Raw genomic sequence first — 22317 nt, forward strand, 5'->3', positions numbered from 1 at the left:
GGGATGGGGCGCTTGGACATCTGACGATTGGCGTCTAGGTCATGATCGAAGGGTAGTCCCTGCCGCGCCAGTGCCGCAGCTTCTCGGCGAACTCTCTCTGAAAGGCCAAGGGACCGAGTCTTTGCCTGTACGGCTCGTCATAGATGCCGATGAAGAGGGTGAGGTTGAGAAAGAAGTGAGCACCCATCTCGAACAGGCTGACGAAGTCATGCTCGACCAGCGCCTTGCGCTCTGCATCCGTGAAGGCGTGCGCCGTCGACGCTTCGACCTCGTTTCCGATCAGCTTGGGTCCGATGGATTGCTCCCATACCGAGACGAAGCTGCGAGGCTCTTCGGTATAGCGCGCGAGCAGGCGAGGATCGCGATCCACGGTGAAGAGGAACTTGTTGACGTAGTACTTGCTCATCGCACCGCCTCCTTCGGGAACCAGGTGAAATACGCTTCCATCGTGTGAAAGAGATCGAGGTAATCGACGTAGTCGGCCTCGGCCGCTCCGGCCACGCCGAGCATGAGTATGAAATTCAGAAAGCCGTGCGTTGCATTGCCGCTGGCCTCCAGGCTCTCATGCGTGACCGAAGCGAGGATGGCCCCGATGTTTCCGGTTCGCAGCCAATCGATCGCCTGTCGATCGAATTCGGGGTCCGGGCCGGCTTCCATGAATTGTCGAGGGCCACCAAGCTCGAGCGACAGATGGCCTGTCCCGATGGCCGCAACCCTCTTGTCGGACGGATAGTCCTCGATCGCTTTGCGGATCGCGCGTCCCAATTCGAGGAAGCGTCTTGGAGACGGCAGGGGCGGGGCAAAGATATTGGTGTAAATCGGCACGATCGGCAGATCGTTTTGCGGCCGAACTGTGATGATCGGACAAACGATCGAGTGATCGATCTTCAACTCGTTCGAGAACGCGAGGTCGAAATCCTGCGCCAGAAGCGATTGATGCAGGAAGCGTGACATGTCCTCGTCGCCGGAGAGCTTGTAGCTCGGAATGCCGAACTCACGTTCCTCGTTGTAGAAGGTGGCATCGTACCAGGATGCCTTTCCGATCAGGAACTGCGGATAGTTGTCCAGGAAGATCTGATGGAAATGATCCGAACCGATCATCACCAGGATATCCGGTCGCGCGCCGGTCAGTGTTTCGCGATAGGCCTCTACCTTTCGCTTCCACTCGGGCGCCTGCGGCATTTGCTCCTCGGGCGGAGCCGTTGTCGCCTTGAGGTAAAACGGATGGTGGGTGGATGCGAGGGTCGCGACGAGTCTTGCCAAAGCGCTTCTCCATGATGACGACAGCACGCGTGCCGAGCTCATCTATGGGGCATTGGTTTTCTGCCCGGATTTCAGGGAAACGAATTTGGTTGCGTTTGAAACGATACCGGACGCCGCATGCACGACCGGCGCGGCTGCGCCCCGAGGGCTCCCACCAAATTCCCGAAGGCAGACCGTCGCCGTATCGGACCACGGCGAAGGCATGGGACGCGTTCCTCAGCCCTTGTTCCGATGGATGACCTTGACGTCGGCATCGAACAGGTAGCCGGCTCCCCTCTCCGTCTTGATCAGGGACGGCTTGGAGGGATCGGTCTCGAGCTTTCTTCGCAAGCGAAGGATGAGCACATCTATGCTTCGATCAAAGACTTCCTCATCGTGGACGCGACTTGCCGAAAGAAGCTGCTCTCGTGACAAGATCTGGCGTGGAGAACGAAGGAATGCTGTCAGCAGGTTGAACTCGCCAGCGGTCAGCTTCACCTCCTGGCCGTCGTGAACCAGCCTTCGGAGCTTGATGTTGAGCTCCCAGTCATCAAAGCCGTAGATGGTCTTGTCTTTTTTCGTGCTGATAATGGGACGTTCGCGCAGTGAGGAGCGGACGCGGGCCAGCAATTCCCTCGTTCCGAAGGGCTTGGTTATGTAGTCGACGGCACCGAGTTCCAGACCCACAACCTTGTCCGCCTCCTCGAGGCGATCTCCACTGATGATGATGATCGGACAATCCGAGGTGCTGGAAAGCTTCCTGACAATGTCGAGACCGTCCTCGCGCCCCAGATTGAGATCGACGATCAGAAGGTCGACCTCGTCCGTGCTGAGCACCCTCTGCAGGTCCTGGCTGCCGCTCAGCCCGGTCACTCTCAGGGCATGCTGGGAAAGATAGTCCGTCAGCAAGCTGCGGATGGCGAGGTCGTCATCGATGACCAGAACATGCTTCACGACGGCGCCCCGACATGTGCGCGACGACCGATCGAATGCCCACCGGGCAGGTCCCCTGACCGCAGACCGGGGCCTGCCTTTGACGAAACTTGAACGCCAAGAATTCGCATACTGGCTTTGCGAGTGCCTGTTTGCCTTCTCATTGCCTGGAGATGGCAACGTAAACAGGCTGGGTCTGCGAGCGCTTCACTCATTGAAACCTTCCTTCTTTCATCCGAAGAAGGCGGATCATAAGCGGCAGGCCAATCTACCACAAGAAGCATTTTTATCAATTATATCATTTTTTGGCGACTCCAGCGACTTGCGCCGAGACAGAGCCGTCGAGGTACGAACTCGCCCTCCCACGTTCCTCGTCGAATTGCTCTTTCTCCATCAACACAAGGTCCTCCGGCAGAGGATAATAGGGAGAGCAATAGATGGAAGCCGCTGTAGCCGATCCAAAGGCCTGTAAAAGAGTGGACGCTGCGCCTCTACAATCAAGTTCGCTGAACTTGTTGTAGATGACGACAGGCAACCGGAACACGCAGACAATCAATCGAAACATGACATGGCATCCATTGTAGTTTTATTTTTCAGGTGAGGAGCGAGGGGCGCGGTCTCGAAATACCGACGGCCGCTCCCGCGGGGGTCGCATTGGGCGCGGCAAGGACATCGGCAGAAGCGGCGCAGTTTGAACGGCCCGTCTGTTGCCGTCTTGCGCCGTCGACCCTTGCCACGATCCCAGGCAAAAGACCGCGATTGCCCTATCGCCACCGGACGAGGAGCTCGTCGACCTGGCGAATTCCTGCATGCCCGTAGATACTGAGCTGCTGATCGCCCAGCTCCAGGGACAGAGGCGAACTGAGGAGAGCTGCGAGGGCTTCTTCCATCTCGATCCGTGCCAGAGCCTCCCCCAGACACCTGTGCTCGCCGCCACCGAACACGGGGTGCCACTTGCCCAGCGGCCGTGTGAGGTTGAAATGGTCGGGATCCACGAAAACCTCAGGGTCCCTCAGAGCCGACATGGTGGACAGGAGCACCGGACTGCCCCTCGGGATCACATATCCGTCCAGGCTGATGTCCTCGACCGCCAGGCGCGGGATCGAGGCGACGGCCGGCTCAAACCTCAAGGATTCCGACACGGCCGCGGCTACCATCGCAGGCTGATGGCGCAGCGCGCGCCACAGGCCGTCCTGCCGATCGAGGAGCAAGCCGACCATGATGACGATTGCCGCTCGCGTAGTGTCCGTGCCGCCCAGCACGACCGAGACGATCTGCATGACGGCTTCGAGGGCAGACATTCCGGCGGCCTCGTCGCCGCTTGCGACATAGTCGGACAGAAAATCCGCCCGCGGGCGCTTTCGACGATCGTCGATAACGCTCGATACATAGGAGGAGAGCTCGTTAATCGCCGCTTCGATATCGGGCAGGTCGTCCTGCGTCCAGGACGTGGTGAGGACCTTCGAGACCCTGTAGGCCAGGGAGGTGAAGAGCGGCACATCGCAACGCGGGATCCCGAGGATACCCGCAATGGTGATGGCAGGGATGGCAGCAGCATAGTCATCACGCAGCTTCATCACCCCATCCCCCAGCTTGAGCGTCACCAGCTCCTCCGCCAGAGATCGGACATTGGGACGAAGGCTCTCCATCATTCGGAAGGCGAAGCATCGCGAAAGGGGCTGCCGGCGACGGCGATGGGTATCGCCATTCGAGAAGAGCAGGCTATTCGAGACAAGATCCATCACGGGACCACCGAAAATCCCGCGGGCCCTGACCAGTTCGGTTTCGATCTGCCGGGTCCTCGGGTCGCTGACCAGCGTCTGCACGTCATTGGCGCGCAGAACGAGAAACGCGCCATCTTCCCTTCGCGCGAAAGGGAACTCGGGACGAAGTTCCCTGTAGAATTCGTGTGGTGCCGCGTTGAGCGATGCAAAGCTCAGCGTCGGCGGGGAAATGGAAGTCTTGCCTGGCAGCGACATGGTACGGAAGCCTCTCTTGTTGAGTGACTCCGTTATCCTTCATGCTAGCGGCACCATTCTTTCAGGATCGGGGGATACGATTTCAACTGTAAGACGGCAGCGTTCAAAGCGGTTTTTTCAGGAGGCTGTAGGATCTGCGATAGATCGCTCCTCCGGCAAACCGCAGAAGCCCATTTCTGACCGCCGGTGGCAAACGGCGCATCTTGTCGCGTGCCGCGCATTGCCTGTGAACCCAGTCCGCCCTGACTTTTTGTCTGCTCTGATAGCGACCCAATGCAATCTCGATGCCGGGCGTTGCGGCAAGTTCCTCGGCGAGAACAAGAGCATCCTCGATTGCCAGGCAAGCGCCCTGTGCCATGCTCGGAGGAGATGCATGGGCAGCGTCTCCCACCAACGCGACACGGTTCTGATACCATGTCCCCATCCACAGTCGCACCAACTCTGCAAAATGGACGACGGCTTCAGACGACAGCTCGAGAGCAGGTCGCAGCGGACCTGCTATCGCCTCAAACAGCGGCAGCAATGGCGTCTCGTAAGAATAGTCCCCAGCCGAGGCCTGGTCGACGGACATGTCCGCGTAGATGTAGAGTTCAGTCTTCGAAATCGGCTTCGCCAACAGGCTGCGATCGGCTCCCAGCATGACGGACCATTCGTCAACGGAGCAGGTATTTGGAACGATGAAACGCCAGCAGACATTCCCGACATATTCAGGACTGGCCGCCTGCTTGAAGGTCAATCCTCGCACAGCGGAATTGACCCCGTCGGCTCCGATCACGAGGTCGAAATCGTCCATGCATCCGTCTGCGAAGTAGACATGGCAACCTTGGTTGTTGCTCGAGATATCGACAATCTGGCGGAACTCGATGTCGTCGGGATCCATGCCGTCGTTGAGCAATTGCCACAGGTCGGATCTCCTGATCGACCGGCACGACGCGACATCGCGCCAGTACTCATTGGTGTCGACCGATAAAAGCAGCCGTCCCCTCTCATTATAGAACCGTTGGGAGTTGACGGCATGGGACAGCCGGAACAGGCCTTCCCGCAGCCCAAGGTCGCAGAGCGCTCTGACGCCATTTCCGGGCAGGAACAGCCCTGCCCCGCCCGCTCCGGCCGAGCGGTTTCGTTCAATAACCTTGACGGTGAAACCGCGTCGGACCAAAGCCCGTCGGGCTGCCAGACCCGCGACGCCGGCCCCTACGATGAGAACGCGCATGGAACGACCTGTCTTTCGTTGAAACCATTGTTTGCACCTTCAGGACTGATCGCCTGAGCTGCACGCCCAGAGTTTCGCCATGCCCTTTTTGTCCGTCTCACCGTTCCCACCTCACCCAGCACTCGCCGGTCTTCCGGACAAATAAATGCCCGTGGAATGCCGGTAGATTTTCGAGTTGAAGCTTTGGGAGACGCTCGACGAGGACCGAGAGCCCCTCCTCGAGCTCGGCCCGCCCCATCGCGTCGGCGACACATTTATGCGCGCCGCCACCAAAGGCCAGTCGCGCCAGGTTCAGGTTTGAACGCGATATGTCGAAGACATTCGGCTGATCGAAAACACGTTCATCCCGCAACGCGGATATAAACGACAGCAGAACCGGTTGGCCTGCCGGCAAAGTCCAGCCGTCGATCTCGATGTCTTGAAGGGAGACCCGGATGACGCCCGCGATGCCCGGTTCAAAGCGCATGCCTTCGGCAACGGCGTTTGTGACCAGTGTCGGATCTGCACAGACAGCTCGCCATTGTTCGGGATGTGAGAGCAACTGCGCCGCCTGCGCAATCAGCGCGGTCCGCACCGATTCCGTTCCACCGATGATCAGCTGGATGATCTGGACGAGCACTTCCACCCTGGCCAGTTCGTTCTCTTCGGCGAACCGCAGATATTGCGCGAGAAACCCGTGTGACCGACCGGCCTCGGCCTCTGTGAGAAGGCCATCAAGGTAGTTTCGGACCCGAAGCGCTGCCGTCTCGGCATTTGCGACGGCATCTTCCGTTGGATCCGGCCGGAAGAATGCGTTCATGGCATGGACATCCTGGGCGAAAGGCGGGATGTCCGCCTCGGGAATTTCAAAAAGGCGGGCCAAGGCGAGTATGGGGAGCTTCGCCGCATAACCGGAGGCGAGTTCAAGCCTGCCGCTGTCATAGCTCGCGTCGATCAACGCGATAGCCGCCTGCCTCAGATGCTGTCGAAACGGCTCCGACACCTGGTTTGCGAGCGCTCCGGATATTGCAGACCGGCGGCGAACATGAACCTCGCCATTGGCCGTCAGCATCCCATGCGCGAAGATGTCAAAGAGCGCGCCCTCCGTGACCCCAGCCTGCGCCGGCATCGCGATTTCCGTTGCCTGCAATCGCGGATCACTCATCAGCCGCACGACATCGTCATGCCGCAGAACGACGTAGCCGCCTGTATCGAGGGCAATGAAGGGAAAGGCCTGGCGATATCGAGCAAAAGTGGCGTGGACGTCCGCGTCCAGACCGGACGATGCAACGACAGGGACAGTGCGAATGCTATCCAACATGTGAAATTCCTTCATAGGGATCACAAAATCAGTGGGATGGGACGCGGCCCCTCGCTGGGATTGCCCGGCGAGAGCTCGACCGCCCCACTCAAGCGCCGTCTTTGACTTCAGCTGCGAGAGGCATTGGCCTCCCGCAGACTGGCGCTGACTGCGATATCGAGCGGCATCGATCGGTGGACCCGGCGACAACCGTTTCAGAATTCATGCTGGGCGCGGATCATGTCTGCCGCCCTTTCGCCGATCACGACGCACGGCGCCATGGTGTTGCCCGTGGTGATCCGTGGCATGATGGACGCATCCGCGATACGCAGACCCTTGATGCCGTAGACCTTCAGTTCGTGGTCGACGACCGACATGCTGTCTCGGCCCATTTTTGCCGTACAGGACTGGTGCCAATAGGTGGCCGCCGACCGGCGGATGAAGTCGACAAGGCCGTTCCGACCCCGTGCTCCAGGCGCGGTCTCGCCACTCACGAGCGGCGTGAAAGCTGCACCATTGCCCAGCTCCCGGCAGAGTTCGACAGCCGCAATGGCCGTCGCCATATCCTCCGGCTCGCTCAGGGAATTGGGCTCGATCAGAACGGCATCGTTCACGCCCGGCCCAGAAAGCCTCAGACGCCCCCGGCTTTTCGGCTGCGCCAGTCCTGCAAACATGGTCCAACCATGTTCGGGCGTTTCCAATCCGGTTTCAGCGGGTGACGGAACCGGGAATTCCAGCTGGCACTGAAGGATGTCCGGCTGCGGCAGACGGGAATCGCTCTTCCAGTAGAGTGTGGCCTCGCAGCCTCCGCCTCCCACGCCTTCGGGCTTCCGGTACGCCCAGGTGCAGCCGAAGGCGAGATGGTCCTGGTGATTTCTTCCTACGCCAGAAAGATGCTGGACGACAGAAATGCCATGTGCAGAGAGCTCGTCCTCCGGACCGATGCCTGACTGCATCAGGACCTTCGGCGTGTTGACGGCTCCAAGCGAAAGGATCGTCTCGAACTGGGCCTTGAACTGCCGGCGTTGTCCGTCGAGCAGAACCTCAACGCCGATCACCCTCTTGCCATCGAAGAGCAGGCGGGAAACCAGCGCACCCGTGATGATGGTCAGGTTACGTCTGGCTGTAAGAGGCGTGACGTAGGACTGGAAAACGGATTGCCGCTTGCCGTTGAGGATCCTGAGCTCGGCGATCGCCGCGCCGCCGTCGCCTTCCATCATCGCGCCATTCGGACTGTCGAACACCGGAATGCCGAGCGCCTCAGCCGACTGGAGCATAGCCTGTGCAACCGGCTGCGGCGCATCGGGTTGAGCGACGTGGGCCGGGCCTCCTACGCCTCGACGGATCGGATCAGGCGCCCCGCGCCAGTCTTCGATACGACGATAGTAGCCGAGAACCGATTCATAGCCCCAGGCATCGTCGCCGGCTTCTGCCGCGAAATGGTTCCAGTCCTCCCTGTGCCCCCTGGCCCAGACCATGACATTGATGCTCGAGCCACCTCCTAGACCTTTCCCCATGCTCAAGGGTAGCCGCCGACCTTCGAGGTTGGCGGCAGGCTGTCCAACGAAGCCCCAGTCACGCGGCGAACCGAGATTGAGCGGCCACTGCGCCGGCTCCCGCACGCTGTCGGCATTATCGTGCTCTCCTGCTTCGAGCAGCAGGACGCGCGCGCCACCGCACTCGGCGAGTCGGCCCGCCACGACAGACCCGCTGGAGCCGGCACCGCAGATAATGAAATCGAATTCCTCGCCAACCCGACCGACCGGGATGTGCCCTTCGCGAATGTCTGTTTCGTGCGGAGTTGGTCGCATGGGGATACCTCTTTGAACTGTTACTGAGGCACGAGCTCTTAGCTTTCAAAATTCCATTTTGCAATATTTTTATCAATTTTATCATTTTTTTATGATCGCATGGCCGTGGGGACGGAGCCCGCACTTATGTAGGCCAGCAGTCTGGCCGAGGACGTGGGCGCCAACAATACTCCTGCGCCGGCAGCCGCCGGGCGCTGTCGGTCGTACTCCGGCACCAGAAAGCACCAGTCGTTTCAACCGTAGCCACGGCGGGCGAAGCTGAAAATCTTCGTTAACTTGACGGTCCGATTGACGTTCTGCGCTTCGTCACGTGGGCTGGGCCAGGCGACGCGCCAATGCACGAAAAGGCGCTTTGAGGAGGGGAGAACACGAGTTGGCGGACCAGCTGGCGGTCCCTGCAACAGCTTCACACATTGAGGTACAGGCTATGAACCAGAAAATGAGACCTGCGCTAGACGCGATAGCCGCGAGTCCGGACCATATGATCAAGGTTCTTGAAGGACGATGGAAACTTCCCATTCTTCTTCAACTGAGCAGGTCGGGAGCAATGCGATTCTCAGACCTTGCTCGCTCGATACCCAACATTTCGAAGAGGATGCTTACCCAGCAGCTGAAGCAGATGCAGGCCGACGGTCTGGTCCGTCGCCTCATTTTGGACGGTACCGCAACGCGGGTCGAGTATCAGCTAACGGACTGGGGTCGAGCGTTGAGACCAAGCCTCGCTTCTCTCGTGGAATGGGCGCAGAAGTGCCCGGGACATGTGAAAGGGCCTGCAACAAGTCATCGGAAGGTTGATTGAGAAAACGGTCTCTCCCGGGTCCAGGCGGCCCATGATCGCTGACGGCGGCGCTCGGCATCTCGACGCGCACGGCCAGAGTGCAGATAAACCCCGGCATCGGAGGCTCCCGGAGTTCCGATCAGGCAACCGGTGTAAACGAGACAACCTCCGTGCGGACCAGTGAGGGCCTGTTCAGATTGTCGAAGATCGCGTTCGCCAACGCTGCCGAACTGAAAGGCGTCCTGAGGACTCGGGCGCCAGACGGCAGGAAGGCGGGTTGAAGATCGGAGCTGCGCTCGGACAGCAGCAGCATCTTCTGCTGCCCGAACATGTCCTCGACAACAGCGAGATCCTCCGTTGAACCCAAGCACTTCCGGTTAACAATCAACATGTCGGCATCACGCTCCGAGCCGAGCAATTCCCGCAGGCACCCAATGCTTCTGCAGCCGATCGGCTCGTAACCGAGTGCAGCAACCTTCTCCTCGTAGAGCTCCAGCAGTGTCTTGTCATTTTCCACGATCATGATGCATTGGCCGTTCCCCGTCGCTACTGCTCTTTCGTTGAAGAAGCTGTCGATCGGCAGCGGTGCCAGATTGGTGGAGGGGAGGAAGATCTCGAACGTCGTGCCCACGGCTGGAGCACTTCTGACATTGATGCCGCCGTTCAAGGAACTGACGATGCCATGGACTGCGGACAAGCCCAATCCCGACCCACCTGCCCGAGAATTTGTGGTGAAGAACGGCTCGAAGATGTGCGGCAGGATATGAGGCGGAATGCCGGGGCCTTCGTCCGTAACGGCGAGGCGGACGTGTGAGCCAGGGGAGATTTCACCATGAGAGAGAACTCTCCGGCGCTGAACATGGATGGCATTAACCTCAATCTTCACCGCCTGGCCGCGGGCCGACGCCTGGCTCGCATTCTTGCAGAGGTTCATTGCCAGCTGGTGCACCTCGACCGGATTGCCTTCCACAACGGCTGGTCCTCGACAGAGGCTGGATTCGATCACGACGTGATTGCCGAGCGTAACCTGCAAAAGGGGCAGGATATCTGCAACGGCATCTCTGACATCGAACGGCTTGACGATCCGCTCTCGCTTGCGGCTGAAGGTGAGAATCTGGTCGACGATGTGTTTAGCGCGGGCACCGCTCTTCAGAATCTCTTCGACATAATGGCGGATCGGTGTGGGTTTCCGAAGCAGCTGGACTGCCATTTCGCCGTAACCGAGTATTGCCCCAAGCACATTGTTGAATTCATGTGCGATACCGCCCGCAAGCGTGCCGACTGCTTCCAGGCGCTGCGCATGTTCCAGCCGTCGTTCTAGCCCATGTTTCTCCTGGCGACCTTTGTCGGCTTCGACGAACTCGATGAATGTCTTGAGAATGGATTGAAGCAACTGCGTTTCGTCGGAGCTTACCTTTGGCTGGTAGGTGTCGAATTGCAGAACGAGAGCGGCGACATCTCCACATGCCAACTTTGCCCCAACCAGCAGACTGGGACAGGTCCCGTGTGCATCCATTAAATTGCAGTGGCGGATCGCGGCGCAACGGGCCGGTCCTCCGAGCACGCCAGTGGGTGCCGGTTCCTTCTCGCGATAGAGATCCTGTGCGAAGACGATAAGACGCTGCATCAACAGGTCTCCGCCCTCGACCCGGTAGGCATCCTTCAGTTCCTCATGGGCGTCATACATCACGAAACCGCTGCAGCGGGCTCCGAAAAAGCAGGAAGCTGTCTGCAGCGCATTGCTCATGAAGGTCGGAAAATTGTCCAGGCCCCAGGCAACGAGATCCGCCTTCATGTCGGCGACAATCTGCTCGTAGTGCAGTCGTCGCTTGAGACGCTGCGTTTGTTGGCGCAGCCGATAGATCAAGATGCAGATGTAGATGGAGAGCAGCGCCGCGGTGATGCCCAACACGACCCGGCTAAAATGCGCGAGCGAGGCAGCATCCGCAGCAAGCCTCAGATATTCCGACTGCAATTCTCCGGCCCGCGTCGGCGTGGCCGAGGCCTGGATGGCCGAAATCTTCGAATCGACCCGCGGCAAGACCGCAAGGACCATCTTCGCATGGATGATAACCGTTCCGAAGCTTTCAAGTCTTTGCGCTTGCGTATCGTATCGCCCGAGTTGCTCAAGCTTACTGAGAATCTTGCTTTTCAGTAGGTCGTCGTGGCTGATGGAGAAGCGCATCATCAGATTGCTCAGATCACCTACACGCGCCAAAGCGCGAGCGACACCCAGATCCTCGGTTTCGTGGAGTGAGGTCAGTGTCTGCCCAAAGACCCCGATGGAGTTCTGCAAGAGAGCGTTTCTTGTCTTGAAACTTTCCACCAGCATCTCGTCCCGATCAATTGCGGTCCTGAGTTCAGTGAGAAGCTTGTTCAGGTTGAATTCTCCGGCAAACTGGGGACCATCAAACAGGTCGCTCAAGCCGTTAAGGGCACTGCGAAGATTGACGACGGAAGTGACGAGGCCATCATAGGAAGGAAGGAGGCCGGCTCGCGCCCGAAGGACGTCACGCTGCAATGCCGCGTGGTTCACGTCGACCGCCCTAAGGTTCATCATGATGGCTTCATGAACCGATCGATCCAGGTCCTTTCTCGCTGCGACGAACGCCACGACGACGGCAAATACGATCAGTGCAGCAAGCGGCAGGGCTTCACCGAGCCGTTTCAGTGACAACCGCCAAAAGACGCTTCCCATTGTATTCCCCGGTCAGACTTTTCAAGAAAGCTTCAAGATTGGCGATGTCGCTTTGAGAGAGTTCGCGGCCCAACTGGCTTCGGCCCATGACCGCAATGGCATCTCGGAGCGTGGCTGCGCTCCCATCGTGAAAGTAGGGTGCCGTCACCTCGACATTCCGGAGGCTAGGGACCCGGAAGACCGAATCTTCACCCTCCGTTGCCTGCAGACGTTTGTCGAGGTCCGACGGTTTTGGCAGCCCTTCGGCGTCGGGTGAACCGAACACGCCGAAGATCTGGAACATGTTTCCCCCAATGTTTGCACCCTGGTGGCATGAGACGCAGCCATACTCGATGAACAGCCGGAATCCGTCTTTCTCCACCGGAGTGAGTGCAGCCTTGTCACCCATGAGAAAGCGATCGAATGGCGCGTTGGGCGTCGTCAGCGACATTTGAAAGGTGACCAGGGCATCTAACACGGTCTCTCGACTAGGGGGCGCCCCATAGAGTCGCCTGAATGCAGCAAGGTAACTTTGGTCGCGGGTCAAGCGCGACAGAAGCATTGTCCAGTTCGCAGCCATCAGACCGCGATCATTCAGGACGGCCTCGTTTTGCACCGCCAGCGATGTGAACCTTCCTCGCCATCCGAGCCGGTAATTGTTACCGACGTTAAAGATCGTGGGCGCGTTGAAGGCATGGACCTGACCGTCATAGCCGATCGTTCTCGGCAATGGGACCGTTCCTCCTGTCTCAAGGTTGTGGCAGGCGCTGCAGGAGAGCTTCTCCCGACCCGAGAGCATAGGATCGTGGAATAGGCGCTCTCCCAGCGCAACTTTGGCAGGCGGAAGACTTGCGGGCGGCGGCAAAGGCGAGAGCGCGGATCCAGAGGCAGACTTTGGCAAGGCGCCATCGCCGGCAAAGGCGATGCTGACCCATGCAATCGCAGCGATCAGCAGGATTGCCCCAATCTTGTTTCCCGGCACCAGCGAGATGCCTGTCGTCCGTCCCATCAAGCCCCTGCCTGTGCATGTGGTGATTGCGAGCAACCCATACGGGCCGCCCATGTAGGTTATATTTTCATCATAAATATCATATTTATCAATTATCTATTTCGTCAACAACGCGTGACTGTGGGAGTTCGGTGTAAAACCCCGACGTCCCCGCCGACACGAGGGCAGAGCCACCAACCTTTTTCGATGTGGCGCCAGCAGTTGCGTGGGACAATTTGAATTCAAAAATGAGCGAGGGAGAGTGTGATCCCCACTTTGATCGTCGCCGTGAGCGCCCAGTAAAAACCGATGATCGATGCAAACGATATGAGCGCGACCAATCCCGCTAGCCAAAGGCTGGGCTCCCCAATCGGCAAGATCTCCGTTTCGTTCTCCACGACCGCCGGCCGAGGTGACCAACTCTCCTCGCCGCGGAGCGGGTCAGCCTCGTCCGCGAGATCACAGGTACGATCCCACAGGTTGCGGGATCGCCATCGACGGTGTGAAGACAGACACACGACGACACCACGGTTTCGCGGTCCGTCTTCGATATTGTTCAAAATCGGCGAGGACTCTTCTTCTTTGTAATCAATCATGATTGCAACCATTTGATTTCCCGAATGGATGCGGGGCTGGCATTTCCTCAGAATTTCGCGGCGACCCGCTACGATTGCGATTGTAATACTTGGGATCCGGACGAGAACCCGCCCTGACCAAACCCTGATATACCCACTGACAGGAAACGGCAGTGGGCTGACTGCGATGGTAGTTCGTTGGATTAGGCGCGACCAGGAAGCGCGGGCATGGCGGTGTTTGCGAAGAACTGGAAGGAGCACATCGACGTCTACGGTCCGGAGAACCACCTGCGCCTGACCGGCAAGCACGGGACGGCTCCGTGGAACAAGTTCTCCTACGGCGTTGCCGACCGTGGCGCCTCGATTCGCGTTCCGCACTCCTTCGTCAACAACGGCTACAAGAGGCACCTCGAAGACCGCCGTCCGAACTCGCAGGGCGCCCCCTATGCGATCGCCTTGCAGGTCCTGAAGACGATCTCGGAAGTGCCGACGGATGACTACGCCAAGAGCGCTGCCTGATTTCGCGCAAAGCCTAGAGATTGCAGCGCCGGTGGGAACGCCGGTGCTGTTTTCGTTTAGGGGCAAGGGTTGTGTCTCTCGCCTTCCGACGCGGGAGCAAGCCCGGTTGAGCCCAGCCAACGAGATCGCAAAAAGGCAGGATGGGCAGCGGAAGCCTAACAGAGCGCCTGGAGATCCGGTGAATCAGATACCGCCGTCGAGGCGCAGCATGAGAGGCACGGCCCGCGGCTCAGCGATGAGCGCGGACGCGGGCGACAATTGCCTAGGAAAGGCAGGAAGAGCGCCTAGAGAGCGGCATCCCAGGCGACATCGGCAAGAAACGCCGAAAGAAGGGCGTTGAAAGCGATCGGAGCCTGGAGGAAGGGGGCGTGGCCAGCGTCCGGAATTCGAAAGCATGTTTCCCTCCAAAGCCGGGAGAAGGGCACGCCATCGACATAGTCGAGATTGACGACACGGTCGTCGCGGCCATTCACGACAGCGGTTTTCACCGTCGTATCACTGACGATGTCACGCTGGTTGCTCTTCTCGTCCAGGCGGTGGGCGGAGAACAGTGTGCTGCGGAACTCATGGTCGGTCCGCGCAGCGGCTCGTTCCATGAACGGTTCGGCAGACGCTCCGAATACGCTCTGGACAAAGGCGGCTGCATCCTCGGCAGACATCCTGCCACGGCTGGCCAGCCCGCTCATCAGATTGCCACGGAAGCCCTCAGCTATCACCGGCCCGACAGGTGGCGCACCTGTGATGAAAAGACCTGATGCGGCATAGGATTGTGCCAGCATTTCCATGGCGACATGTCCGCCGAGAGACCATCCGACCAGTACGGGAGAGTTGGCCACGACATGTTCGAGAAGTTCGATCGTTGCTTCCGCGAGACCAGGCAGCGGATAGGTCCGAGTCTTCTCCAAGGCGTCGCTCGACTCCCCGTGCCCAGGCAAGTCGAAGCTGATCAATCGATAATTCTTGAATGTCTTATTGCTGACCTGCCGATGGAAAACCTGTCGCGACGACGAATTCCCGTGAATGAAGACGACGTCAGGTCCATCGCCCGCCGTCATTTCAACGGCCATGATGCCGTGAGAGGTGCGTATTTCCTGCCTTTGCGAATGCATGTAACGAGTGCTCCTGACAACCGGGGACTTAATGGAGAGCTTATTCAGACCAGTTCACCGAGAGCTGACGATGTCTCTTGCGAACGTCGGGCTGTGGGTCTGCGTGGGATGTTCCCTGCGGATTGACCATCGTCGGTTCTCGCTGAACCGCCAGCGAGAACCGTGTCGATGCCGTGCCCTGCGGGTCTACTGTCCTCGCCGGACAATCTTGAAGGCAAAAAATTGGGTCTTCTGCCTCGGGGAAAAATTGTTGTCGGCGGCGAGCAACAGGATCTCGGTTCCGTCGCGGGCCTTGCCGATCGCCATTGCCTCGATGTTGTCAGGGCTCAGGCCGATGCCATTGAGGTCCAGAACCTCAGTCTTCAGAAACGGAACCACATGCCCGTCATGCTCGGCGAGGGAATCGATGTCGGAGACGTCGGTACCACTGGCGAGATCCACCATGAAGATCTTGATTGTGTTGCCAGCGCCTTCAGCAAAACTCCGCTCGATCATGAGAACCCGGCCATCGCCCAGGGACAGCATCTCCGACAACCCGGTCATCGCCTTCTCTCCCTCGGCACCGGCCTGGGGAATCGGTGAGATCATATAGACATACTGTGCCTTCGGCTTGCCGGAGATCGCGTCGAACTGAACCACCCGTGCTGGGCTGCTCTCTGTAAGGCTCGGCTTGGGGCCGTCCTGTTGGAGAGCAGCCTCCAGCGCAACAAGGACATCACCGGATGGCAGAATTGCGAGAGACTCGAAGGCCAGGTGGTCCCGGATGCCCGAGGAGCCGTCGGCTGTGGGGGCGAAATCATCCAGCAGGGAGAATTCCCTGAGATGGACGCCGTCGGAAGAGCTGACGCGAACGGAAGGCGGCAGTCGCGCCTTCCCGCCCTCTTCGCTCGTCCAGTAGAGGCCTTCCGCGCCGAGCCGGAGTGCCTCGGGATCAACAGACTGAGGGGTGAACGGCTTGTCACCGACGTCACGCAACGGAATGTGCCGGAGAACGGACACGCCTTGCAGGCCATGTGCACTGACATCGACGTCGAGCTCGTAGACCCGCACGGGTCCCCGCTCTGCCCGATCGTCGCTGAGCGCAATGAAGCGCCCGGTCGCCGTATCGAAATCGAGGCCGGAAATCCCGCCGAACTCGACACCCGCTTCGCTATAGCCTGTCGGGATCACCGTTTGACCGAGATAGGTGAAGGCGATCCCCGCGGAGCAATCGCCAAACGGGCAGGGCTTTTCAAACGTCTCGCCAATCTCGGCCGCATAGGTCCCCATTGACCCACATGCGAGGTAGAGTGCTGCAGCACTCAGAATGGACTTAAGTCTCGCAAATCTCGACAGGCGACGGTGGAATGAGCCGGACGGCCAAGAAACGGGACCGGCATTGCATCGGCATGGACCAAAGTCATGAGGAGAAGCCTTTAAGTTATGGACTACTCCTTCCTCGATATTCAGTTGAGGTGGTTGCTTGATTTCAAAGCGAGCGTGCTTCGTTACAAATCGAACTGAAGCGCTCATGGCCGGGGTCACGCCTGGCTGAAGCCAACTTCATCAGGTCGCTTGCCGGCACCGGATCGGAACCGAGATGAACAGACCGCAGAGCGCCGATCGGTGCCTGAGCCGGACCCGGGGCTCAGCCCCCGAGCCGAGCCGGCTCCAATGCAGGCGGGGATTTTGACGGATCCTGCTTCCCCGTCAGAGTCAGACGGATCAAGTTGGAGATCGCTTCCGCGATCGTGATCAAGGCGTCACGTTCCTCGCGTTCCAGAGACCGCGGCACGGTGTCGATAACGCACACCGATCCTAGAGCGAAACCCAGCGGATCCCGAACCGGAGCGCCGGCATAGAATCGGAAACCGTAAGGTTCTTCCAAGGTAGGGTTGGTCTCGAATGTTTTGTCTCGGCTCAGATCCTCAATGACAGTTATCTCGTTCGCAACGAGCGTCTCGTTGCAGAAAGCCCAGTCCCGAGATGTACCTTCACCGTCGAAACCCACTCGGGATTTGAACCACTGCTGATCCTTCGTAATAAGGGTGAACATCGCGATTGGAGCACGGGTGACATAGGCAGCGAGACGCACGAGACGGTCGAAGCGGCTGTCCGCGCCGGACCCGACCAGCGCAGATCGCCGGACGGCTTCCAGACGTGCCTTCTCGTTCAATGGCCTAGCGAAAGATGGGCCGTCGCCGTTATCGAGCAGTCGCGCTTTCAGATGGTCGATGACCGCCGCACTCATGGCCGACACGCTGGCAAGCATCTGCATCTGGATGCGCTTGTCGCCCCGCGCAGCCGGCGAGCCTGCTCCCTTCTCCGTCATCGTGAAGACCAGAGTCTGTCTGTAGCGGGGATCGCCGCTGATGGCGGTCACGAACTTCTTTCGCTCAGCATCCTCGGCGTTCTCCACGATCAGCAACGTAGGCGGTGCAGGTTCAAGAAGCTTCCGCAATGTGCCCACGTCTTCCGCGGCATCAATGAGCAAGCCAGAGCCGGGAAGACCGACCTCGACCCAATCCGAAGCCCGCCCCTTGCCGGCGAGAATGACGGCGTTTGCACCGAGATCCACCGGCTCCTGTACCGTCTCTTCGATGAGATCGAGGACGGCCTGTCGTGGAATTCTTCGATGCCCACCCGGTGTCTTCCACGAAGGGAGTCGACCGCTTTCGACCCATAGCTGGGCCGTGCGGATGGAAACGCCAAGCAATTCTGCGGCATTCGCCGTCGTTAGGATATCTTTCATTATTCGCCCCACGACAGTGGGAACAAATGTAGTAAAAATTAGAAAATTTGCAAGAAGCGAAACCAATTTGAGAAGGACGGTTCGATCGCAGCGTTCAGTGAGCCGCCCTCGGCCCCATGCCAGGCTGCACCTGGCATGGGGCCGAGGGCGTTTCGAGAACGTAACCGCTGCAGCGGGACTGTCGCGTCGCTATCCCGCTGCAGGACGTCGTGTCACGTGGCGGCCAGCGTCTTGGCCGCTTCGTCGATGGTGTCCGCAATCTCCTTGGCGCGAGTGATGAGGAGAGCGTGGCTGCCTGAAACCTTGGTGATCTTGGCACCCATGCGTTCCGCCATATGCATCAGCATCGCCTGGTCGAAAGCCTTGTCTTCCGTCGCGATCACGGCCGAGCTGGGCTTGCTGCGCCATGCGGCATTCTTGAGCTTCGTGCCGGAGGCCGACATATTGATCGGGACCTGGGAGTCCCGCACGAAGGCTGCCTGCTCGTCGCTGAAGCCTTGTTGAACATCTCCGGCCTGACGAAACCGAAACCCTCGTCGCCGATTTCGAGCACGAATTCCGGCGTCGGTGCAAAGCCTTCATACTGTTGAGCGGTCGTTTCGCCGGCGTCTGGAGCCAGAGCCGAAACATAGACCAGGCCACCTAGGGAAGCACTCCGGCTTCCGTGATCACCGTACCGTCCCACGAGTGGCCGACAAGGATCGTCGGGCCGCTCTGGAGGTCGAGCAGCCGATTGGTCGAAGCGACGTCGTCTTCGAGCGACGTGAGCAGGTCTGGACGTGATAGCCGCGTTTTGTGAGTTCCTCGTAGACGCCGCGCCATCCGGCTCCGTCGGCGAAGGCACCAAGCACAAGAACGACGTTCTTCACGGGTGCAGTATTGGCAATGGCAGGGGTGAAGGTCGCAAGCGCCATAGTGCTCGTGCTTGCCACGGTGAGGGTGAGCTGGGTCAGTTCCCTGGTCGTGTTCTTCTTTAGGTTGTTCGTTGGCGGTTGAAATCTGCCTCCATGCCGCGCAACCGGCGGGAGAACCGTTGCCCGGCCGGAGGTCGCTGAAGGAGTCTGCTTGGGAGGGACATGAGGCCGTCAATCAGCATCTGTAGAATTGCAGGCATCCCGTGCGCCGGATATCGGCCTTTCCGTCTCGCCCGGGCATCCGATGGTATCAGCCAACTAGGACGTCTCGGCAGCGGTGGCCGCGCAACACGGGGTCGAGGGAAATTCGCAATTCAATTCTTACAGGAAGCGCCGCGCCCGGAATTCGCTCAGATGAGCTCGTCGATGACGCTATGAGCGCATTGGCAGACGGCGGTGGAGGAGTATCTCGCCCCTGGAGATGCCGATATCCTTCAAGAGGTAGTCTGGCATGCTCAGGAGCAACTCAATCTCCTTCCGTTTCTGGCGCCAGCGGGTAAACCGGCCGAAGAAATCTCCCCTGTACACATTTTCACCTGGCCGGTATGCCGGCCGAATAAGCAATTGTCGCAGATTTTCGATCATCCCTGCCTCACGCGTTGATAGCACTTGCATCCAGTTGGATAGGCTCTTGCCGGTGAACTAGACACGACGATGCGTGGCGCATCGCGCAGGATTGTTTCAGGACAGGGGAAACCGCTTACGAATGGAACGAAGGCGGTCGGGAGGCCATGTTGCGAACACGCGCGATGACACCGGCGGCTCGTTGGGCGTCCGCAACGAGGCGGGTCACGATATCCCGAAGCTCGGAAGTTCGGGGTTCGGGCGCTGAAACAGCGCAGCGCAAAGGACGCGACTAACACTCGCTCTCGGAGACCGGTCAGAAAGCTGAGGTGACGCCGCCTAAAGTCGAAACGCCGACGGGAATTCTGTCTGACGGGACGCGAGAACCGAGCGACATACCGGCGCGAGGTTTAACGACCTCGGTTTCAGCTCTTCACATTTGGCTGCTCGCACTTTAGCCCGGCGACGGAGTCGCCAGGTTCTGCAAGTTTCTGTAGGCCGGTAGAACGAAGCCCCCAACGGAAGAGCCTTCGCACCGGCTACCGCCAGGTTCTTATACGGTCGGAACGGTGCCGCCATCGACCAGATATTCCGCGCCGGTGATCGATGCCGCCAGGTCCGAAGAAAGGAAGGCGATCAGGTTGGCCACTTCCTCCGGTTTGGCGGGGCGGCCGAGGGGTATGCCCCCGAGGCTGTCCATGATGATCTTCTTGCCACCTTCGTAGTCGGTGTTCGCCTGCGCGGCCAAGCGCTCCGCGAGATGCACCGATCCTTCAGTCTCGATCCAGCCTGGAGAGACGCGCACTACCCGAACACCGCGCGGCGAGACCTCCTTCGAAAGAGATTTGCTGTAGGTCGAAAGGGCAGCTTTGGCAGCTGCATAGGCAGTCGTCGATTCGGGCAGCGGAAGAACTCGCTGGATGGACGACACATGAATGACGACCCCATGCCCTTGAGCCACCATCTGCGGCACGAGTTCTCTGTCGAGGCGCACGGCGGGAAACAGGTTCAAGTTGAGCTCGTTCTCCCAATCTGCATCATCGAGTGCGGCAAAACCACCGCCGGGCGCTGAGGAGCCGCCCAACATGTGAACGATAATGTCGACGCCACCAAATCGATCGCGTACCGCGTTCGAAACTGCGATGGCACCTCCCACCGTTTTCAGGTCGGCGGCGACGAACTGTTCCTCCGGCAAAGCGTCGGGGCGCGAACGTGCTGTGACAAGCACGCGTGCCCCGAGTCTGCGAAACAGCTCCGCCGTGGCCCCTCCGGTACCCTTGGTCCCGCCGGTGACCAGCGCGCGTTTTCCATCCAGTGTCAAAAACCCGGTCATCAGCCAATCTCCAGTTCTGAGATCGTGCCCTTTTCAAGTACGAAGCGGAAACCAAGCTGAGCCGGACTGTTGGGAAAGTTGCCGCTGACAGTGGCCAGCACGGAGATCCCGTTGCCATCGCCGGTGACACTGATCGGCTCAGCCCTATGACTGTACTTGCGCTTTGCCTCGAGCCACCAAAGGCGGATCGGCTCCAGGCCTTCATATGTGGCACCTTCGTCGCGCACGACAGCGGTCTCGGAGAATGCACCGATCAAAGCCTTGGCATCGGCGGACTGATCGGCATCGAAATAGGCTCTTACAGCATCTGGCAAATTCATCGGTTTCGTCCTTCTCTTTATGTTGTCCAGCCAATTTAGCGCTTGACGATAATGAAAATAACCGGGACAAATTTGCATGACGCATGTCGGAAATCGGGACAATGGAACGCGCCTCGCTGGCAGATCTGACCGCCGTTATAACCATCGCGCGTAAAGGGACCTTCCGAGCCGCAGCGGTTGAGCTCAACATGTCGACGACAGCCCTCAGCCACACGATCGCACGGCTGGAGGCGTACCTGGGGGTGCGATTGTTCAACCGGACAACCCGCAGCCTCTCGTTGACGAGTGCCGGAAAAATCTTCGTCGAGCAGGTGGGGCCGGCTCTTCAAGACGTTCGCGGCGCATTGGACGCTGTTCGATCCGAGCGCGACACCCCCTCCGGCACGTTGCGTATCAATGCAGCCCCTTTTGCAGCGCAAGAGATCGCCACGCTCGTGTTCGAGTTTCTTCGCCGCTATCCAGACATGACGGTGGACCTGGTCACCGAAGGGCGGCTCGTCGATATCGTGGCCGATGGTTTCGATCTGGGTGTACGCGTGGCGGGATTGGTTCCGAGCGACATGATTTCGGTGTCGCTCGGTCGGCCGCAACGATATGCGGTCGTGGGCTCTCCCGACTATTTCGCCAGTCACCCGAAGCCCTTGGTGCCTCCGGACCTGCTCAATCACAATTGCATCCAGGTCCGTCTTCCAGGCGGCGCATTGTTCAAATGGCGTTTCGAAAAGGACGGCGAGACGGTGCAGCTCGACGTCGAAGGCCCCGTCATTCTGGACGAGGCAAATCTCGCGCGTGCTGCCGTGATGGAGAACGTGGGCATTGGCTACTTCATGGAGCAGAACGTGATGGCCGACCTGGAAGCAGGTCGTCTGACCCGTGTGTTGGATGACTGGACACCGGCCTTCCCCGGTCTTTGTCTCTACTATCCCAACCGTCGGAACCCCGCAGTTGGCATGAAGGAATTTCTTGCCTTAGCGCGCCGCCACGCAGCGGAAAGGCGTGACGTCGCGAGGCAAAAGGGCAGCCCGGCGGACTGCGACAGGCCATAGCACTTCTCATTCAGCAAGCCAGGGAGCGCGCGATGGCCAGTTCCACCCGGTCGAAGTTACGGCAGAAATGGCATTTCCAGCGCGCTGTTTGATCTCGCGATCGACAGCAAGCTCCGCGGCTGCGATCTTGTTAAGATCAAAATCGGAACCCTCGTCACAGGTCAAGAAATTCGAGCTCGCGCCATTGTGATCCAGCAAAAGACCGGTCGCCCTGTGCAGTTCGAGATCACGGCCGACGTCAGGGCAAGTTTGCTTGCATGGCTTCAGCGGCGAGGTGGAACAGTCGACGACTACGCTTTTCCCAGT

The 22317-nt window shown here is 59.3% G+C and carries 18 protein-coding genes and 3 pseudogenes; 4 read left to right on the plus strand and 17 right to left on the minus strand.

What is annotated here, in order from left to right; translation table 11 throughout:
* Positions 1 to 34: 34 nt before the first annotated feature.
* The 7 genes from QN222_RS09635 to QN222_RS09665 all read right to left on the minus strand — a co-directional run bounded on the left by QN222_RS09635 (position 35) and on the right by QN222_RS09665 (position 8457).
* On the minus strand, positions 35 to 406 hold the full coding sequence (locus QN222_RS09635) for a hypothetical protein (RefSeq protein ID WP_283962289.1): 372 nt from the start codon (positions 404 to 406) through the stop codon (positions 35 to 37).
* Positions 403 to 1263: an extradiol ring-cleavage dioxygenase gene (locus QN222_RS09640; RefSeq protein WP_283962288.1), complete on the minus strand. Its 861-nt coding sequence runs from the start codon at positions 1261 to 1263 to the stop codon at positions 403 to 405. Before QN222_RS09640 ends, QN222_RS09635 begins: the two co-directional genes overlap by 4 nt.
* A gap of 216 nt (positions 1264 to 1479) precedes the next feature.
* Positions 1480 to 2196: a winged helix-turn-helix domain-containing protein gene (locus QN222_RS09645; RefSeq protein ID WP_283962287.1), complete on the minus strand. Its 717-nt coding sequence runs from the start codon at positions 2194 to 2196 to the stop codon at positions 1480 to 1482.
* Positions 2197 to 2939: 743 nt separating this feature from the next.
* A complete protein-coding gene (locus tag QN222_RS09650; RefSeq protein WP_283962286.1) occupies positions 2940 to 4154 on the minus strand; it encodes a cytochrome P450 in 1215 nt (404 codons plus the stop codon).
* A gap of 103 nt (positions 4155 to 4257) precedes the next feature.
* Positions 4258 to 5367 carry an FAD-dependent oxidoreductase gene (locus QN222_RS09655; protein ID WP_283962285.1) on the minus strand — a complete coding sequence of 370 codons (1110 nt, stop codon included), beginning with the start codon at positions 5365 to 5367 and terminating at the stop codon, positions 4258 to 4260.
* A 97-nt stretch (positions 5368 to 5464) separates the two neighbouring features.
* On the minus strand, positions 5465 to 6667 hold the full coding sequence (locus QN222_RS09660) for a cytochrome P450 (protein WP_283962284.1): 1203 nt from the start codon (positions 6665 to 6667) through the stop codon (positions 5465 to 5467).
* A 194-nt stretch (positions 6668 to 6861) separates the two neighbouring features.
* A complete protein-coding gene (locus tag QN222_RS09665; protein WP_283962283.1) occupies positions 6862 to 8457 on the minus strand; it encodes a GMC family oxidoreductase in 1596 nt (531 codons plus the stop codon).
* A gap of 481 nt (positions 8458 to 8938) precedes the next feature.
* On the opposite strand from QN222_RS09665, the gene QN222_RS09670 reads away from it, so the two are divergent.
* Positions 8939 to 9256 carry a helix-turn-helix domain-containing protein gene (locus QN222_RS09670; protein ID WP_283962282.1) on the plus strand — a complete coding sequence of 106 codons (318 nt, stop codon included), beginning with the start codon at positions 8939 to 8941 and terminating at the stop codon, positions 9254 to 9256.
* A gap of 118 nt (positions 9257 to 9374) precedes the next feature.
* On the opposite strand, the gene QN222_RS09675 is transcribed toward QN222_RS09670, so the two are convergent.
* The 3 genes from QN222_RS09675 to QN222_RS09685 all read right to left on the minus strand — a co-directional run bounded on the left by QN222_RS09675 (position 9375) and on the right by QN222_RS09685 (position 13508).
* Positions 9375 to 11933: a two-component system VirA-like sensor kinase gene (locus tag QN222_RS09675; RefSeq protein ID WP_283962281.1), complete on the minus strand. Its 2559-nt coding sequence runs from the start codon at positions 11931 to 11933 to the stop codon at positions 9375 to 9377.
* Positions 11890 to 12921: a cytochrome-c peroxidase gene (locus QN222_RS09680; RefSeq protein WP_283962280.1), complete on the minus strand. Its 1032-nt coding sequence runs from the start codon at positions 12919 to 12921 to the stop codon at positions 11890 to 11892. The genes QN222_RS09675 and QN222_RS09680 overlap by 44 nt, the downstream gene beginning before the upstream one ends.
* Positions 12922 to 13142: 221 nt before the next feature.
* On the minus strand, positions 13143 to 13508 hold the full coding sequence (locus QN222_RS09685) for a hypothetical protein (RefSeq protein ID WP_283962279.1): 366 nt from the start codon (positions 13506 to 13508) through the stop codon (positions 13143 to 13145).
* Between the two features lie 195 nt (positions 13509 to 13703).
* Between QN222_RS09685 and QN222_RS09690 the strand changes: the two are divergent.
* Positions 13704 to 13994, plus strand: a pseudogene (locus QN222_RS09690) (glutamine synthetase); the annotation flags it as partial.
* A 284-nt stretch (positions 13995 to 14278) separates the two neighbouring features.
* Here the strand turns inward: QN222_RS09690 and QN222_RS09695 are convergent.
* From QN222_RS09695 to QN222_RS09720, 7 genes and pseudogenes are all read right to left on the minus strand, one after another.
* Positions 14279 to 15103 (minus strand): alpha/beta hydrolase, encoded by an 825-nt coding sequence (locus QN222_RS09695; RefSeq protein WP_283962278.1) that lies wholly within the window; start codon positions 15101 to 15103, stop codon positions 14279 to 14281.
* A 186-nt stretch (positions 15104 to 15289) separates the two neighbouring features.
* A complete protein-coding gene (locus QN222_RS09700) occupies positions 15290 to 16372 on the minus strand; it encodes an esterase-like activity of phytase family protein (protein ID WP_283962328.1) in 1083 nt (360 codons plus the stop codon).
* Between the two features lie 358 nt (positions 16373 to 16730).
* A complete protein-coding gene (locus QN222_RS09705; RefSeq protein WP_283962277.1) occupies positions 16731 to 17900 on the minus strand; it encodes a helix-turn-helix domain-containing protein in 1170 nt (389 codons plus the stop codon).
* Between the two features lie 146 nt (positions 17901 to 18046).
* Positions 18047 to 18748: pseudogene (locus QN222_RS09710) on the minus strand (alpha/beta hydrolase).
* Positions 18749 to 19120: 372 nt separating this feature from the next.
* Positions 19121 to 19363, minus strand: a complete 243-nt coding sequence (locus QN222_RS30400; RefSeq protein ID WP_369291919.1) for a DUF1127 domain-containing protein — start codon at positions 19361 to 19363, stop codon at positions 19121 to 19123.
* A 502-nt stretch (positions 19364 to 19865) separates the two neighbouring features.
* Positions 19866 to 20645, minus strand: coding sequence for an SDR family oxidoreductase (locus tag QN222_RS09715; RefSeq protein WP_283962276.1), 780 nt, complete (start codon positions 20643 to 20645; stop codon positions 19866 to 19868).
* The gene (locus QN222_RS09720; protein WP_283962275.1) at positions 20645 to 20965 is read right to left on the minus strand and encodes a nuclear transport factor 2 family protein; all 321 of its coding nucleotides are present in this window, start codon (positions 20963 to 20965) and stop codon (positions 20645 to 20647) included. Before QN222_RS09720 ends, QN222_RS09715 begins: the two co-directional genes overlap by 1 nt.
* A gap of 101 nt (positions 20966 to 21066) precedes the next feature.
* On the opposite strand from QN222_RS09720, the gene QN222_RS09725 reads away from it, so the two are divergent.
* Entirely contained in the window at positions 21067 to 22011 is a 945-nt protein-coding gene (locus tag QN222_RS09725; protein ID WP_283962274.1) for a LysR family transcriptional regulator, read from the plus strand.
* A 72-nt stretch (positions 22012 to 22083) separates the two neighbouring features.
* A pseudogene (locus QN222_RS09730) lies at positions 22084 to 22317 on the plus strand (integrase); the annotation flags it as partial.

The organism is Sinorhizobium sp. 6-70 (assembly GCF_030124375.1).
Lineage (GTDB): Bacteria > Pseudomonadota > Alphaproteobacteria > Rhizobiales > Rhizobiaceae > Sinorhizobium.

Bases quoted from the DNA above. Each gene is read 5' to 3' on its own strand.
- QN222_RS09635 (WP_283962289.1), bottom strand. From the start codon at position 406: ATGAGCAAGTACTACGTCAACAAGTTCCTCTTCACCGTGGATCGCGAT.
- QN222_RS09650 (WP_283962286.1), bottom strand. From the start codon at position 4,154: ATGTCGCTGCCAGGCAAGACTTCCATTTCCCCGCCGACGCTGAGCTTT.
- QN222_RS09655 (WP_283962285.1), bottom strand. From the start codon at position 5,367: ATGCGCGTTCTCATCGTAGGGGCCGGCGTCGCGGGTCTGGCAGCCCGA.
- QN222_RS09660 (WP_283962284.1), bottom strand. From the start codon at position 6,667: ATGTTGGATAGCATTCGCACTGTCCCTGTCGTTGCATCGTCCGGTCTG.
- QN222_RS09665 (WP_283962283.1), bottom strand. From the start codon at position 8,457: ATGCGACCAACTCCGCACGAAACAGACATTCGCGAAGGGCACATCCCG.
- QN222_RS09670 (WP_283962282.1), top strand. From the start codon at position 8,939: ATGATCAAGGTTCTTGAAGGACGATGGAAACTTCCCATTCTTCTTCAA.
- QN222_RS09675 (WP_283962281.1), bottom strand. From the start codon at position 11,933: ATGGGAAGCGTCTTTTGGCGGTTGTCACTGAAACGGCTCGGTGAAGCC.
- QN222_RS09680 (WP_283962280.1), bottom strand. From the start codon at position 12,921: ATGGGACGGACGACAGGCATCTCGCTGGTGCCGGGAAACAAGATTGGG.
- QN222_RS09685 (WP_283962279.1), bottom strand. From the start codon at position 13,508: ATGGTTGCAATCATGATTGATTACAAAGAAGAAGAGTCCTCGCCGATT.
- QN222_RS09695 (WP_283962278.1), bottom strand. From the start codon at position 15,103: ATGCATTCGCAAAGGCAGGAAATACGCACCTCTCACGGCATCATGGCC.
- QN222_RS09700 (WP_283962328.1), bottom strand. From the start codon at position 16,372: ATGGGGACCTATGCGGCCGAGATTGGCGAGACGTTTGAAAAGCCCTGC.
- QN222_RS30400 (WP_369291919.1), bottom strand. From the start codon at position 19,363: ATGCAAGTGCTATCAACGCGTGAGGCAGGGATGATCGAAAATCTGCGA.
- QN222_RS09715 (WP_283962276.1), bottom strand. From the start codon at position 20,645: ATGACCGGGTTTTTGACACTGGATGGAAAACGCGCGCTGGTCACCGGC.
- QN222_RS09720 (WP_283962275.1), bottom strand. From the start codon at position 20,965: ATGAATTTGCCAGATGCTGTAAGAGCCTATTTCGATGCCGATCAGTCC.
- QN222_RS09725 (WP_283962274.1), top strand. From the start codon at position 21,067: ATGGAACGCGCCTCGCTGGCAGATCTGACCGCCGTTATAACCATCGCG.